The sequence below is a fragment of the Bellilinea sp. genome (genome assembly GCF_034432615.1).
Taxonomy (GTDB): Bacteria; Chloroflexota; Anaerolineae; order Anaerolineales; family Anaerolineaceae; genus Bellilinea.
Window position 1 is genome coordinate 1 of sequence record NZ_DAOUBL010000274.1, and the last position, 14,719, is coordinate 14,719.

13 protein-coding genes are annotated in these 14,719 nt (G+C 45.2%); 2 read left to right on the plus strand and 11 right to left on the minus strand.

All coding sequences use genetic code 11. The annotated features are described in order from the left end of the window. From VAE48_RS12115 to VAE48_RS12145, 7 genes are all read right to left on the minus strand, one after another. Positions 1-826, minus strand: an 826-nt coding sequence (locus VAE48_RS12115) for a glutamate-5-semialdehyde dehydrogenase (RefSeq protein ID WP_322793585.1), incomplete at its 3' end; no start/stop codon positions are given. Continuing rightward, a complete protein-coding gene (gene proB / locus VAE48_RS12120) occupies positions 819-1,952 on the minus strand; it encodes a glutamate 5-kinase (protein ID WP_322793586.1) in 1,134 nt (377 codons plus the stop codon). The genes proB and VAE48_RS12115, both read right to left, overlap by 8 nt. A 13-nt stretch (positions 1,953-1,965) precedes the next feature. Then, on the minus strand, positions 1,966-3,717 hold the full coding sequence (locus VAE48_RS12125) for a hypothetical protein (RefSeq protein ID WP_322793587.1): 1,752 nt from the start codon (positions 3,715-3,717) through the stop codon (positions 1,966-1,968). Positions 3,718-3,752: 35 nt separating this feature from the next. After that, positions 3,753-5,069 (minus strand): citrate (Si)-synthase, encoded by a 1,317-nt coding sequence (locus VAE48_RS12130; protein WP_322793588.1) that lies wholly within the window; start codon positions 5,067-5,069, stop codon positions 3,753-3,755. A 23-nt stretch (positions 5,070-5,092) separates the two neighbouring features. After that, positions 5,093-5,821 carry an amino acid ABC transporter ATP-binding protein gene (locus tag VAE48_RS12135; protein WP_322793589.1) on the minus strand — a complete coding sequence of 243 codons (729 nt, stop codon included), beginning with the start codon at positions 5,819-5,821 and terminating at the stop codon, positions 5,093-5,095. 1 nt (position 5,822) lies between these two features. Continuing rightward, on the minus strand, positions 5,823-6,710 hold the full coding sequence (locus VAE48_RS12140) for an amino acid ABC transporter permease (RefSeq protein WP_322793590.1): 888 nt from the start codon (positions 6,708-6,710) through the stop codon (positions 5,823-5,825). 69 nt (positions 6,711-6,779) lie between these two features. After that, entirely contained in the window at positions 6,780-7,670 is an 891-nt protein-coding gene (locus VAE48_RS12145; protein ID WP_322793591.1) for an ABC transporter substrate-binding protein, read from the minus strand. A gap of 477 nt (positions 7,671-8,147) precedes the next feature. Here VAE48_RS12145 and VAE48_RS12150 point away from each other — a divergent pair, with 477 nt between their 5' ends. Together VAE48_RS12150 and VAE48_RS12155 are read left to right on the plus strand one after the other, a co-directional pair. Then, entirely contained in the window at positions 8,148-8,792 is a 645-nt protein-coding gene (locus VAE48_RS12150) for a 50S ribosomal protein L25 (RefSeq protein WP_322793592.1), read from the plus strand. 134 nt (positions 8,793-8,926) lie between these two features. Then, a complete protein-coding gene (locus VAE48_RS12155; RefSeq protein WP_322793593.1) occupies positions 8,927-11,842 on the plus strand; it encodes an EAL domain-containing protein in 2,916 nt (971 codons plus the stop codon). Here the strand turns inward: VAE48_RS12155 and VAE48_RS12160 are convergent. The 4 genes from VAE48_RS12160 to mnmA all read right to left on the minus strand — a co-directional run bounded on the left by VAE48_RS12160 (position 11,839) and on the right by mnmA (position 14,718). Beyond that, complete coding sequence (locus tag VAE48_RS12160) at positions 11,839-12,435, minus strand: CoA pyrophosphatase (protein ID WP_322793594.1); 597 nt, start codon at positions 12,433-12,435, stop codon at positions 11,839-11,841. The genes VAE48_RS12155 and VAE48_RS12160 overlap by 4 nt on opposite strands. A gap of 21 nt (positions 12,436-12,456) precedes the next feature. Then, positions 12,457-13,317 carry a tRNA (adenine-N1)-methyltransferase gene (locus tag VAE48_RS12165; protein ID WP_322793595.1) on the minus strand — a complete coding sequence of 287 codons (861 nt, stop codon included), beginning with the start codon at positions 13,315-13,317 and terminating at the stop codon, positions 12,457-12,459. Positions 13,318-13,324: 7 nt separating this feature from the next. Further along, entirely contained in the window at positions 13,325-13,531 is a 207-nt protein-coding gene (locus tag VAE48_RS12170) for a hypothetical protein (RefSeq protein WP_322793596.1), read from the minus strand. A gap of 80 nt (positions 13,532-13,611) precedes the next feature. Beyond that, positions 13,612-14,718, minus strand: coding sequence for a tRNA 2-thiouridine(34) synthase MnmA (gene mnmA, locus VAE48_RS12175; RefSeq protein WP_322793655.1), 1,107 nt, complete (start codon positions 14,716-14,718; stop codon positions 13,612-13,614). Position 14,719: the final 1 nt, after the last annotated feature.

Consider the following 14,719-nt stretch of genomic DNA (forward strand, 5'->3'; position numbering starts at 1 on the left):
ATACCTTGGGTAAAAGATTTTCAGCCACCTTGTGATGCACCAGTAAAGTGTCCAGGGCATTACACACTGTCGGTCTCTGCACTTTGGCATTGTAAATTACTTCAACCGCTTTTTCAATATTGGCAGTTTCATCCACAAACAAGTGACAAATTCCGACACCACCGGTGATTACCGGTATCTGACTATTCTCCTTGCAAAATTGATGTAGTTTTGCACCACCGCGTGGAATAATTAAGTCCACATAAGTATGTAATTTAAGCAAGTCTAGGACATAGCGGCGCTCAGGGCTGTCAATAAATTGAACTGAATGAAGTGGCAAACGATGCCGGTCTAACGCTTGCTGAATGATTTCCACGAGCGTTCGGTTACTTTCGATCGTTTCACTACCTCCTCTTAATATAACCGCATTTCCAGATTTCAGCGCCAGGCAGGATACATCTATAGTTACATTTGGTCTGGATTCATAAATAACCCCCAATACTCCTATGGGAACACGTTGTTTGTGAACCCTCAGTCCGTTTGGCAACGTTTGTTGTTCAAAAACCTCACCGATTGGATCGGGTAGCTCTACAATCTTTTGAATATCGGCTGCCATTCCACGCAGCCGTGAAGGTGTGATCAATAAACGGTCAATCATCGCTTCGGAAAGTTTCTGCTGCGAAGCGCTTTCAACATCTCTGGCATTGGCTGCTAAAATTTTCGCCTCGTTTTCTATTAGCAATTGACCAATTTCCAGCAAAACATCATTTCGTTGGCGGGAAGAAGCTATCGAAAGAGATCTTGCACTGGTTTTGGCATTTCTTCCAATTACACTTAAGTCAATCATCACAATTCCTCTCGGCAGATTGAATCATCACCAGATTATTTCGATGGACAACCTCATCTCCATAGGTATACCCTAAAATGGACTCGATTTCAAAAGATTGACGTCCAATCAATTGCCCCAAATCTCGCGCCGTGTAATTAGTGATGCCCATTGCGACCAGTTTTTCGTGCCCGCATACAATTTCAACCGCATCCCCTCGCTCAAAATCCCCTGCTACGCCGGTAATACCAATCGGCAGCAAACTTCTTCCCCGTAAAAGCGCTTTTTCTGCACCCGCATCTATAAAGATCTGCCCGTTGCGCCTTCCGGCAGTCAATATGTAACGTTTTCTTGCTTCGATTTTATTGGAAATAGGTGAAAAAAATGTACCTGTTGATTCGTTATTGGCTATACGCATAATATTAAATGGATCGGTACCCGATGCAATCACTACCGCACAACCCGATCGCCTTGCCAGATCTGCGGCCTGAAGTTTGGTAAGCATTCCACCCGTGCCAACTCCACTTACACTTCCGCCGGCTGCCGCCCACATGGAAGACGGTATTTCACTACTGTCCACTCGATGATAGAGATTAGCCTGTGGATTTTGCCGCGGATCTTGATCATATACGCCATCCTGGTCAGTCAGTAAAATGAGTAAATCCGCCTCAATCAGGCTGGCTACCTGGGCAGAGAGGTTATCGTTATCTCCAAAGCGGATCTCCTCGGTTGCTACGGTGTCGTTTTCATTGATTATGGGAATTACCGATTGGCTGAGTAATGCTTCGAGGGTGCTGCGGGCGTTCAAGTAACGTCTTCTGTCAGTTAAATCTGCTCTTGTAAGCAATACCTGCGCCACCTTTTCCTCATAAATGGCAAAAAAGCGCTCGTACATCTCCATCAGACGGGGTTGTCCAATTGCAGCCAGCATTTGTTTGGCAGGAATAAATTTTGGTAATTCTGGGAAACCCAATGCCTCTCTGCCTGCAACAATTGCTCCCGAAGAAACCAGTAAAACCTGCACACCGCTCTGCTTCAACTGACAGAGCGCCTTGACAAGATCCACAACCCGCGGGAGTGAAATGTGCCTTCCCCCAGCTGTCAGGGTAGAAGATCCTACTTTTATCACGACGCGTTGATAATTCATTCTTGTTCGGGTATTACGAGATCAGGTCCAACAAGGCGCGGGCAGCCAGAATGGGCCCTTCATGTTCCTTACCGGGCACACCCAATTGCGTTCTCAATTCTCCAACAAAAACATTCTGCTTAAACAACTGATCGAAATAACAAACAGCCAGCTCCTCATGTAAATCCTGATATTGGGGTGGGCCAAAGATATTGGCGAAGTAACTGTGCACCAGTCCTTTGGTGTTGGTGGTTCCTTTGCTCATCACAGCCCCGGAACGGAAGACTTCGAGGGCATCTTGGGCATTTTCAAAACGGCGGATAATCGGGTAATCCTGATCAACGACTTCGTAGTTATTGGCGTACAACAGAATATCAACAGGATAGCCGCGCATTACCTCATCATAGGTGGTAATCGGAATGACCACCCGGGCATTCGTCTGATCCGGGTTCATGATGATCGTTCGGTCAATTTGTCCCCATGCATAGCCGGATTGCAGGTCATCCAGCCGAACAAATGCGCCAATCTCGGTTCCATACCCCAACACCTTCCCGTTTGGATCAATCTGGAGGGAACCCATATCATCCGCAATGGGAATTAATTCTTCCACATCGTCTCCTGCAATTTGACGCAAAGCCTCCAACGTTTCAGATTTACCGGCGCCTGTATCACCAATGATCAGAACATTTGATTCTTTACCCGTGCGCATCCGAATATGGAAATAAGCCCCATGATATGGCAGCCGCCCTCTCTTCATCACAATGATATTGTGAAGGGTAAGTACCATCTTTTTGAGATAGCCGAAATAGCCAAATTCCTCACGATATGGTATAGCAGCCACCAGCATGTGATTTTCTTCATCGTCATAAAAGATGGTCTGACTTTGTCCTTCCAATAAACCAGGAATCTCCGGAACGCCAAACAAATAAACTGCATCTGGTTGTTGAAGAATTTGATCGCTCTCCGCTAGCTCAAAGAGATTACACAGCGAGAAACCCAATTCAAAAAAGCGCATTGAAAAATAAATCATAATAATCAGATCACCCACTTTAGCCGGGTAACACACCCATTCTTCTGGATCCAGATGCAATCCTCGCACCGGATTGAAATTCACACGCTCGAAGATTCCCTTTCTCTTATTGGAAGGTGAGTTAAAAATCATCGGCGGATAAATCATGATTTGTCGGATAAGAGATATATTTTTTAAAGCTGCATAATCGCCGTTCGGATAAGGTATAGGCGCCGGCAAAGCAATCGCTCCAATTTCAACCCCAGCGCTGACCTGCCGATACACACGCGGGTGAGTGCCGGTAATGTTTTCTTGAATGTCCCGGTAGGTACTCCGCACCACATGCATTAAGCGTTCCACCGTTTCTGCAAAAGTCCTGTAAGGACGCCGGTCCATCTCATCCAGGGTTCGATCACAGATCAGAACCCGGTGCAGACTGCGCCAGTAATTATATAAATTCTCCACAAAGTCATATATGAGGTCTTTGTCTGTTAAGAATTTTTTTGCTGGCTCATTCACCTTGATCACCAGCTCAGCCGGTAACTTGACCAAAAAGCGAAAGGTGTCGATCAACTCCGTGACCGCTTTTTCGGAAACCTGACGATTTGGGAAGATATTCAAAAAGCGGGAATCCCTTTTTTGCAAGTTGCGAATAAAATCCCATAACACATCCCGAAAAAGAGAACTTGTCAACAATTCTTCCGAATTCTCACAAATCTTTCCCCGCAATCGCAATACAACTTTGCCGTCATACATTTGATAAGTTAAAGCTTCCATTTTTTTCCTCGCCTGATAAGTTTAACCGTTGAATTTTACGGCTCGGTTTGAATAATTCCTACGCGTTCTTCTAACATACGGGTAGTCAATGACTTCGGACGCTCGATCGGCTTACCTAATGCGCGCGCCCAAACTGCATGAGCAGTCAAGCCAAGTATACGGCTCACACCAAACAGAACAGTATAAAAATCAACTTCCCGCACTCCGTAATAATACTGCAGACAACCATTGATTGCATCCACATTTGGTCTGGGATTCTTGATTTTTCCATTCTCTCCCAAAATCGAAGGCGCTAACCGGTAAACCTGTTTGACTAGTTGAAACAATGGATCGTTGGGTAGATAGCGTTCCGCAAACTCCATTTGAGCTGTAAATCGCGGGTCCGTCACCCGCAGAACAGCATGTCCATAACCCGGAATCACATATCCTGCAGATAATTGAGTGCGAATATATCCTTCTAATTCCTCATCGGAAGGCAATCTTCCAAAGACTTCATACACATTGATTAGCCAACGAATACACTCCTGATTAGCAAGTCCATGCAAAGGGCCCGCCAATCCGTTCATACCCGCAGCAGAAGACAGGTAGATATCCGAAAGTGCTGAACTGACCAGATGAGAGGTGTGTGCGCTGACATTGGCTCCTTCGTGATCGGAGTGGATGACCAAATACAAACGCATTAATTCCTGATATTGCCTGTCCGCTCCTTTTCCAATCATTTGGGCAAAACGGGCGCTCCAATCCAAATCTGGATCGGGCGATTCAATCTCCCCATTTTTATACTTCCAGCAGAAAATAAAGGCAGCAATTTTCGGAATTTTTGCGGTCAGGTTCAGGCTGTCCTCCAAATAATATTCCCAATATTGCGACTTTGGCAGCCCCTCAAGGTAGGCTTTTGCAAAAAGGGATTGTGGCTGAAGCGCCATGATTGCCTGACTGAACAGCGTCATTGGATGGGTTTCACGCGGCATTGCGCGAATGACATCCCATACATATTGCGGAACATCCGAACGGCTTCGCCAGATGTCTTCGACTTCTTCGGCTTCATCCCGATTGGGTAATTCACCCGTCAACAACAAATAATACAACCCGCCTGCCAACGGCATTTCAGAATTTTTCGCTTTGGGTAATAACGACAAAACTTGAGGGATTGTATAACCTCGCAAACGAATTCCCTCATAGGGATCCACATATGAAATATCGCTGATACTGATTTGCACGCCGCGAATACCGCTCAGGATCTGCTCAATCGTAACTTCCCCGACTACAAAATCACTATGATCCTTTTTCAAGCGCTGAATGCGTTCCATCCATTGCGGTATTTGTTCTCGGATTTTCTCCCTGATTTTCATTTCGAATCCATCCCCTCCTATTCTTAATGACTCAAGATTTGTGAAAGAAATGCTCGGCTGCGCTCGTGCGCCGGCTGATTAAAGAACCTCTCCGGCGTAGCCCGTTCAACAATTTTTCCGTAATCCATAAAAATTATCTCATCTGCTGCTGCGCGGGCAAATCCCATTTCATGAGTCACAACAACCATGGTTATCCCATCATCAGCCAGCGCCAGCATGACATCCAGCACCTCTTTAATCATTTCCGGGTCAAGCGCACTGGTAGGCTCGTCGAACAACATGATCTTCGGATCTTGAGCAAGTGCGCGGGCAATTGCCACCCGTTGCTGCTGCCCGCCCGAAAGTTGAGCTGGGTAGGAACGCGCTTTATCGGCAATTCCTACTCGTTCAAGGTGTTGCATAACAATCCGTTCGGCTTGGGATTTTGGAATTTTTCGCACAATTCTTTGCGCCAGCGTTACATTCTCTAAAACGGTTAAATGTGGGTAAAGGTTGAAGTGCTGAAATACCATTCCAATTTGCGAACGAATAGAATTCAATTGTTTTTGATTGCCGGTAATCTTTTGCCGCTCAATCCATATTTCACCTTCTGTAGGCGTTTCAAGATGATTAATGCATCTCAACAAGGTGGATTTTCCAGAGCCGCTTGGGCCAATAATGACGATGACCTGACCTTTGCGAACAGTCAAATTAACTCCATCTAAAGCCACCAAACGCCCAAACCTTTTTCTAAGATTGATTACCTGAATCATTTCATGTGCTTCGTTCATCTTGCCTCACCCTTCTTTCCAGCCATTTGACCAGAGCCGACAAGACCACCGTCATCATCAGATATAGTACAGCCAGCGTTACGTAGGCCTCCTGATATTGAAAAGACCTGCCGGCATATAATTTGGCAATTTGAGTGATATCTCTCACGGCCAGTACAGAAACAAGTGACGAATCCTTCAGCATTGATACGAAATCGTTGCCAAGAGCCGGCAGAACATTCCGAATTGCTTGCGGTAATATGATATAGCGCATCGCCTGCCAGTAAGTCATCCCCTGTGCGCGAGCCGCTTCCATCTGACCGCGCCCGATGGATTGGATCCCAGCCCTGAAAATCTCCGCCTGAAATGCTCCGTAGGTCACTGAGAGGGCAATGATAGCCCGGGTAGTCATGGGGACGGCATTATTTTCAATCTGGATCAGCGGCTGGGCAATAAAAAGTAATCCCAACTGCAAAAACCATTCACCAAGGCGATTCAGTAGACTGACCCCGGCAGGAACACCAACAAAGGCAATAAAAAATATCAACACCAGCATTGGTACGCCACGAATCAGTTCCACATATAACGTTCCTAAATTTTGAATCACAACATTATGTGAAATGCGCCCCAAACCGGTCAACAAACCAAGAATTAATGCCAGCCCGTACGCAATCAGCGTAGTCTGAACCGTAACCCCAATTCCAGCACGGATAAAATTAAAAGCGTCCTGATAACTGGGGCGAGTCAGAATGAGATGAGCTGTTAACACAAAAACACCCACCAACCCAATAATCCACCATGGGAAAAGACGGAGTTTTTCCTTAAAGTCCGTCCCAGCCAATGACGGAGAAGCAATATGTTGTTTCGCTTCTAGAGTTTCTTTCACCGCCATACCTGTTTCCTCTCGTGGGCTTTGGCCATCACCCAAATGGGGTAACAGCCAAAGCCCCCAAATCCCGAATCATTTAATGTCTTCTTCGGTTAAGCTGAACGATGGTCCAAAATATTTTTCGTTCAAAGCATCCAGGGTGCCATCCAATTTCATGGATTCCAGGGCTTTATTTACCGGCTCGACCAGTTCGCTGCCTTTTGGAAAAACAAACCCAAGCTCATCACTGGAAATCGAAGGACCGATCAATTCCAACTTTTCTGCGTTTTGACCCGAATAACCCATTCCAACAATCTCATCAATGATAACTGCATCCACGTCACCAGCGAGTAAGGCCTGAATGGCAAATGGAAATTGTTCAAAAGCCTTGATCCGTGATTCGGGTAAAAACTTAACCGCAGTTTCGTAATTTGTGGTGCTGACCTGTGTGCCCATAATCAGGGAATCGTTCTGGGCAAACTCCTCAATGCTTGAAAAGCGGTTCTCCCCTTTGCGCACTAGCAGCCGTTGTTGAATCTGGATATAACCAATTGAAAAATCCACAATTTTCTGCCGTTCAGGTGTATTGGTAATACCATCCGCAGCAACATCATACTGGCCGTCAGAAACCGCCTGAATCATCCCATCCCAAGCGGCTTCAACGAAAACAGGCTCACAATGCAAGCGGGTACATATTTCACGCCACGCATCGTAATCCCATCCACCCGGTTCTCCCGTTTGGATTGAGATATAGTTGAAAGGAAGATAGGCGTTTTCAACGGCAATAGTAACTTTACGGCAGCCCAAATCAACAATTGCAGTTTCTGCTGAACCCAAACAACCTTCAGCTTGGGAGGTCGGACTCGCGGGTGATGTCACATTTCCGCTTTCAGTTGAGGGTGTGTTCGTTTCCGAAGGGCTCGTACATGCGCTGACCAATAAAACAACGCTGATCACAACAATTCTTAATAATCGATTTCTCATTTCTGCCTCCTTTGGTCGAATAATTTATATTATGATATTTTTTGTCAAATTTCAATCACATATTTTTGTTAATTTCACACCTCCAGAATTAATGGGGTTGGGTTATAAAAAACCCTCCCGGTTTGGGAGGGTTTTTAGTTCTTGAAAAAGATGGAGTTAACCATGAACACTAAGCGCCAAAAACCGCTCCCTGTGGGCAGGTTCGGTTCTTTGGGTTACGCTTAGTAATTGGCTGGAAAAACATAGCAATTTTATAGCACCTTTGATAGGATATGTCAAGAACAAATTTCCGCCATTTTTCAAAAAAATCCCTTACACCTTTATACCCTTTCGTTAGAATTGTCAGGAATAGAATTTTCCTTGACTGATCACCAACATACGGCTAAAATAATCCCTCGGTTGTCTAACACAATATTCTAATTTATAGAGCGAGGGTAACCTGATAAAGGTGAGAGGCGCTCGAGGATGGAAATAAAAATGGAAAAGCTCGTAATTCAAGCAACCCGTCGATCGGTGACCGGCAAAAAAGTCGGAGCACTCCGAAGAGATGGCAAGTTGCCCGGCATTCTTTACGGCTATCAAATCGATTCCACTCCAATTCTTATGGAGTTACGTGAAGCCAGTCGGGTACTCGCCCATGCTTCTTCTTCTCAATTGATTACTATCAATTTGGATGGAAAAGAATTTGCCACTCTGGTTCGCGAAAAGCAACGTGATTTTATCAAAGGCACCTTGCTGCATGTGGATTTCCAGGTCGTTTCGTTGACTGAAAAAATCCGAACAAGTGTAGGCATTGAACTTAGTGGAACCTCTCCTGCCGTAAAAGATTTCAATGGTGTCATCGTACAGGAATTGGATGAGGTTGAGGTTGAAGCTCTTCCGCAGGACTTGCCGGATAAGTTTGTTGTGGATATATCCGGTTTGACAAAAATTGGCGACGCCGTTTTTGTGCGGGATTTGAATGTACCCAGCAGTATTGAAATTCTAAACGAGCCCGATGAGGTTGTCGTCATTGTTACCGGCGCTGCGCCAGAAATCAGCGAAGAGGAAGTATCTGAAGAAATTTCCGAGCCAGAAGTAATTGAACGGGGCAAGAAGGAAGAAGAGGAAATCGAAGACTGACACTTCTTTTTGTCGGGAATTGGAGCAGCACAAATCCATTTTTGTGCTGCTCTTTTATTAAACCGCTTAAATTACGGCACAATCCTTGCACCTTCACAATCATCATAAATCATATATATTTTAGGTTTTCACAAATGTCTCATCAAAGCCCGTACCCAACCCTAATTGATCTGCTCCTAAAAGTAAGTGATGATGCTGTTTTGATCTTTTCGCCATCCAACAAAAAACTCATTGGCTTTAATCACAAAGTAGTTGATCTGTTTTCTGGAGAATCGGTTGACGAAAACCTCCTCGAGCGATTGTTTTTCTTTGCTCCTTCTAGTCGTGATGTGATTACTTCTCGGAGCGGCAGCATTATCCGATTGAGAAATTTCAAAATCGGCAAACAATACTGCCACCTTGAAATGCGACTAAAAAATATTGAAGATAAAAATCTTGGTACGGTAACGATTGCAATCATAAAAGATCTAACCCAGCAGTTTAAGTGGCAAAAAATGCAGGAGGCGCTCGTCAAGATTTCCGAAAGTGTTGCGTCCAGCAAAGACCTATCGGAATTGTTAGTGGAATTCCATCAGATCATCAATCAAATTATGCCTGCCAGCAACTTTTATGTAGCGCTCTATAATCCTGATCAAAACCAGATTTCTTTCCCCTACTATGTCGATGAATTTGATTCCCCTCCTCCACCCCAGCCGCTTGGCAGAGGATTGACTGATTATGTAATTCGTCGAAAAACACCGCTTCTGGTGACTCCAGAAATTTTCGAAGCACTCATCAAAACCGGTGAAGTAGAATCAATTGGCGCGCCTTCAATAGACTGGTTAGGGGTACCTCTCCTTGCCCGGCAAGTAATTATTGGAGCAATGGCAGTACAAAGTTATCAGCATGATGTCCGCTACACTCAGGAAGACCTGCAATTTCTGACCTTCGTTGCTCCACATCTTGCCAATGCTATTCTGATTAAGCAATCAGAAACGGAACAGCGAAAGCAACACGAACTAGTCAAAAGTATTTTTGAATATTCACCGAATGCAATTGTATTGACCGATCTGAACGGGAACTTCATTGATTGTAATTCGGCTTTAATCTCCTTGCTGGGAGTTCAGTCCAAGGATGAAATCATCGGAAAAAATGCCCTGGAATTTATCGTCCCGGAAGATCAGAAACGCGCTATTCGATACTTCGATGAAATCATTGCTTCTGCTAATTCATTGGAAGATGAATTCACGGCAATGACTCCGCATGGAAGTAAATTGATTTTGAAAATTTCAGCTTCGCTAATTAAGAATGAAAATCAGCAGCCTCAATATATTGTTGGTATTTTCAACGATGTAACCCAACAACGAACCTCGGAAACTGCCTTGAAAATAAGTGAAGAAAGATACAAACTGGCCTCCGAAGGAGCGAATGATGGTATCTGGGATTGGGACTTGCTCGCCAATCGCATTTATTACTCGCCCCGCTGGAAAAAATTACTCGGTTTTTCTCCCGAGGAAATCTCTGACTCGCCCGAAGAGTGGTTTACCCGGGTTCATCAGGATGACCTCCCCAATTTAAAATCGAATTTAGAAGCTCATTTGTCTGGTTTGATTCCCCACTTTGAGTGCGAACATCGCATTCGTCACAGCGATGGCGAATTCCGATGGGTTTTAGCACGCGGAATGGCGGTTAAAGGCGAATTCGGAAATCCACACCGCATTGCCGGCTCTTTGACTGACATCACCCGTCAAAAGGTCAACGAGGATCAACTGATTCATCAAGCACTTTACGACAGACTGACCGGATTGCCGAACCGCATCCTCTTCATCGAAAGGCTTGACCAGGCAATTAAGCGTTCAAAACGACATGAACAACCCACCTTTGCCATTCTGTTATTGGATTTGGATCGGTTCAAAATCGTAAATGACAGTCTGGGGCATCGGATAGGCGATCAGATGATTGTTGAAATAGCCCAGAGATTGGATAATTGTCTGCGGGCTGAAGATACCATTGCTCGTCTGGGCGGTGATGAGTTTGCTGTCTTGCTCAGCGACCTCCACGACCCCTACGAAATCATTCAAATCATCAACCGCATCCAAAGAGAAGTCAATCGTCCGGTACTTGTTGAAGGAAATAAAGTGTTCACCACATGCAGCATTGGGGTTGCCATGGCTAATCCCGAAACAGAATCCCCCGAAGCCATGATGCGGGATGCCGATACAGCCATGTACGAAGCAAAAGCCCAGGGTGGGAATGGGTATATGATTTTTGACAAAATAATGCATGCAAAGGCTGTCTCTTTGTTGAATTTGGAAACCAATTTACGACAGGCACTTTCCAAAGGTGAACTGGTTGTCTATTATCAGCCCATTGTAGATGCGTTCACACAAAGGGTGGTTTATATTGAAGCCTTACTCCGTTGGAATCACCCCCAACATGGTATAGTTCTACCCAATCAATTTATCGACCTCGCCGAGGATACCGGTTTAATCCTGCCAATTGGAGAATGGGTTTTGCGGGAGGCATGTACCCAGCTCAAAAAATGGCAAGCTGCTGGAATGAGAAACCTGAAAGTCTCGGTAAATTTTTCGGCTCGTCAATTTCAGCAGACCGATCTGCCATCCATGGTTCGAGATGCCCTTCTTCAAACTCAACTTGATCCCGCCTCATTGGTCATTGAAATTACCGAAAGTCGAAATTTTTCTCAATTCGAGAAATTTGAAACGATGTTATGGGAACTGCGTGGATTGGGTGTAAAAATTTCGATTGATGATTTTGGAACCGGTTATTCTTCCTTGAGCACAATTCAACGCTTGCCCGTTCACACCATCAAGATTGGCCAGAATTTCATCTCTCAAATTGGAATTCATAAAGAAAATGACCTGATCATCCAATCCATGATCGAAATGGCACATCGTCTCGGTTTGAGTGTCATCGCAGAAGGTGTTGAAACCGAACAACAGTTGAGCATCTTAAGAAAGTTTCACTGCGACATGATTCAAGGCTTCCATTTCAGCAAGCCCGTAAAGGCTAATGAGCTTGAGTTTTTCCTGAAACCATCCGATTCTTAGGTTTGGTTGGGGATCAAGCCAAGTTTTTCCAGTAAATCTAACAGGATGCGAGCGGAAATCCCCCATAATTGCTCGCCATCATAGGGTCTGTAAAATACAACACCCTGACGAATACCAAAAGGTGAAAGCCAGTCACGAATGTGATAATTTTCTTTGCGGATAAGCCAGTCTAATGGGATCGTAAAAACCCTGCTAACTTCTAGAGGATTTATTTGAAGAACAAAAGGCCATTCGATCTGTGCAACGACAGGAAAAATGGTGTAACCGGTTACCGATTCGTGGGGGTGCATTGCACCCAAAACATGGACATACTCTGGTTTCAAACCGATTTCTTCATATGCTTCTCGCAAAGCAGTCGTAATTGGGCTCTCATCGGAAGGCTCAATTGCTCCGCCAGGGAACGAAACCTGCCCTTTATGATCATTAACTGATTCGGACCTGCGGGTAAACAGCACGCTCCATTTATTTTGGTCCAGGATCAAAGGCACTAAGACTGCCGCCTGTTTTCCCTTACCAGTGGGATTTATTTTTGGAAGTTCCGCCCTGTAGTTTAGCAAACTTTTAATTTTTTCGGCTGTTAATGAAATTTCCATTTGGGCCAAATCACCAACAAATCAGTCTTCGCTATCATTTTCCAATTCGTCAGTTTCTTCCAGTTCATTAATTTGCTCGTCTCCATTTTCAATCAGAACCGGACGGGCAAAAATTAAAAATCCGGTGTGAGCAACCATTCGGTCAACCGGTCGAAGGCGGTCCGGTTCAGGTTTGTAATAACGCAACAACACTTCACAAACATCCACAAACGCAAAATCAAATTGTCTCAATGCCAGTAATAATTTTGATACCTGATTGGCTGTTGGCAGAATACAACCGAAAAAACCGCCCATCTTCAGTGCTTTTCGGGCATGATGAATGTAATCATAGGGGTTGGGTAAATCAAGAAATAGTGCATCCACCCCCTCCTCATCAAATCCTTGCTCCTGAGTCAGTTCTCTTAACTTAAAGTCAACCCGTTCTTCAAGCCCCAGGCGACTGATGTTCTTTCGTGCCAGTTTTTGCATTTCTTCCCTGGCTTCATATGTAATCACTTTTCCCCGACTGCCAACCGCAAATGCCATTGCTGAAGTCAACGATCCCGAACCCGTACCAGCCTCAAGAACAACCTGTCCTTCTCCAATACCCATTTGAACAAGAATAAAACCAATATCTTTTGGATAAAGGATTTGGGTATTTCGAGGTAATTCTTTAAGCAAGTCTCCCAGTGCAGGCTGCAATACATAAAAGGGATTTCCCATGTGACTTCTGATTCGGCTGCCCCATGGTTTACCGATGATGTCATCAAATTTAACAACCCCTCGATGAGTCTGCAACTCACCGCCTTGTTTTACTCTTACAATGAAACTCTTATGGCGAAGCCCAACCAATTGGGCTAGATCTCCATCGTTGACGGTTGTACCGTGTAAATTCCAGCTCAAAGTGCCCTCACAATTTTTTCCCGGCCTTACGTTCTGGCTCAACCTGCACCAGGCTTAACCAATATCCAATACCCATAACGATGATACTTCCAATGGTTGCTGTCCCAAGATTCAATTGCCCTACCTTTATAAATTCCCATCCAATCAGATTCCCCAGCCAATGACCGCCCCAAAAACCAGTCCAGGCAAAAACAAGATAAAGCCCAAAGCGCATGAAACTCCCACCTCGCCAGAGGTGAAACGCCGCCCCATATAAAGTTGCGATAACCATCCCAAATAAAACAGATTGAAGAATCATGAGAATGTCTCCTCTCCGTTCAAAACCGGAATCGCCTTGCGAATCATTCCTCCGCCAATAACTTCCTCGCCATGGTACAATACCGCTCGCTGTCCGGGAGTTACATCTCGCAGGAATTGCTCAAATTGAACCCTTATGGTATGGGTATCTATCACCTCTATAGAAGAAGGAACCAGGCGTGCCTTATAGCGAATCTTGACATCTGCTTGAAATTGGGAAGCGGGTGGTGTTCCTGCTATCCAGTTTACACCATCAGCAATTAAACCACCAAAGCGCAATTCCGATTCTTCACCCACGATCAAAACATTTTCTTCGACATTTTTACCGACAACATAGAAGGGACGAGGAGCCTGCATCCCTAAGCCCTTCCGCTGACCGATTGTGTAAAACCCTAATCCCTGATGCTCTCCCACCACCCGGCCATCGGTCGTTATTACCTTTCCCGGACGAATAACATCAGGCGCGTGCTTTCGAAGAAAATCCCGATAATCTTGACCGGCAAGGAAACACAGATCCTGACTGTCTTGCCTTTCTGCAACAGGCAAACCAAACTCTCTGGCCATTTGACGTACTTGCGGCTTCGTGAACTCCCCTACAGGCAATAGGGTATGCTGTAATTGATCCTGACCTAAAACACTCAATACATAGGACTGATCCTTATTCTCATCCAGACCTTTAAGAAGTTTCACAAGCCCATTATTGGCTACACGAAGTCTGGCATAATGTCCGGTAGCCATCTTCTCAGCACCCATTGCCTGGGCATGTTTCAACAAATAATCCCAGCGGATGAACCGGTTACAAAGGAGACACGGATTTGGAGTAATACCTGTCCGATACCCCTCAAAAAAATGCTCTACAACTACCTGTCTGAAAATTTCTTGGGCATTTACCGCGTAAAAAGGGATTTTTAACTGCGCTGCAACACGCCGGGCCTGTGCCATTGCATCGGGTGTACAACAGCGATTGCTCTCCTCTTTGCCCGGCTCGCTCCACAACCTTAACATTACCCCAAATACCTGAAAGCCCTGCTCCACGAGTAAAGCTGCCGCAACCGAACTATCTACTCCGCCGCTCATCGCTACCGCAACTGTCGCACCCTTCATC

Coding starts and splice junctions, on each gene's coding strand:
- proB (WP_322793586.1), bottom strand. CDS start 1,952: ATGAATTATCAACGCGTCGTGATAAAAGTAGGATCTTCTACCCTGACA.
- VAE48_RS12125 (WP_322793587.1), bottom strand. CDS start 3,717: ATGGAAGCTTTAACTTATCAAATGTATGACGGCAAAGTTGTATTGCGA.
- VAE48_RS12130 (WP_322793588.1), bottom strand. CDS start 5,069: ATGAAAATCAGGGAGAAAATCCGAGAACAAATACCGCAATGGATGGAA.
- VAE48_RS12135 (WP_322793589.1), bottom strand. CDS start 5,821: ATGATTCAGGTAATCAATCTTAGAAAAAGGTTTGGGCGTTTGGTGGCT.
- VAE48_RS12140 (WP_322793590.1), bottom strand. CDS start 6,710: ATGGCGGTGAAAGAAACTCTAGAAGCGAAACAACATATTGCTTCTCCG.
- VAE48_RS12145 (WP_322793591.1), bottom strand. CDS start 7,670: ATGAGAAATCGATTATTAAGAATTGTTGTGATCAGCGTTGTTTTATTG.
- VAE48_RS12150 (WP_322793592.1), top strand. CDS start 8,148: ATGGAAAAGCTCGTAATTCAAGCAACCCGTCGATCGGTGACCGGCAAA.
- VAE48_RS12155 (WP_322793593.1), top strand. CDS start 8,927: ATGTCTCATCAAAGCCCGTACCCAACCCTAATTGATCTGCTCCTAAAA.
- VAE48_RS12160 (WP_322793594.1), bottom strand. CDS start 12,435: ATGGAAATTTCATTAACAGCCGAAAAAATTAAAAGTTTGCTAAACTAC.
- VAE48_RS12170 (WP_322793596.1), bottom strand. CDS start 13,531: ATGCGCTTTGGGCTTTATCTTGTTTTTGCCTGGACTGGTTTTTGGGGC.
- mnmA (WP_322793655.1), bottom strand. CDS start 14,718: ATGAAGGGTGCGACAGTTGCGGTAGCGATGAGCGGCGGAGTAGATAGT.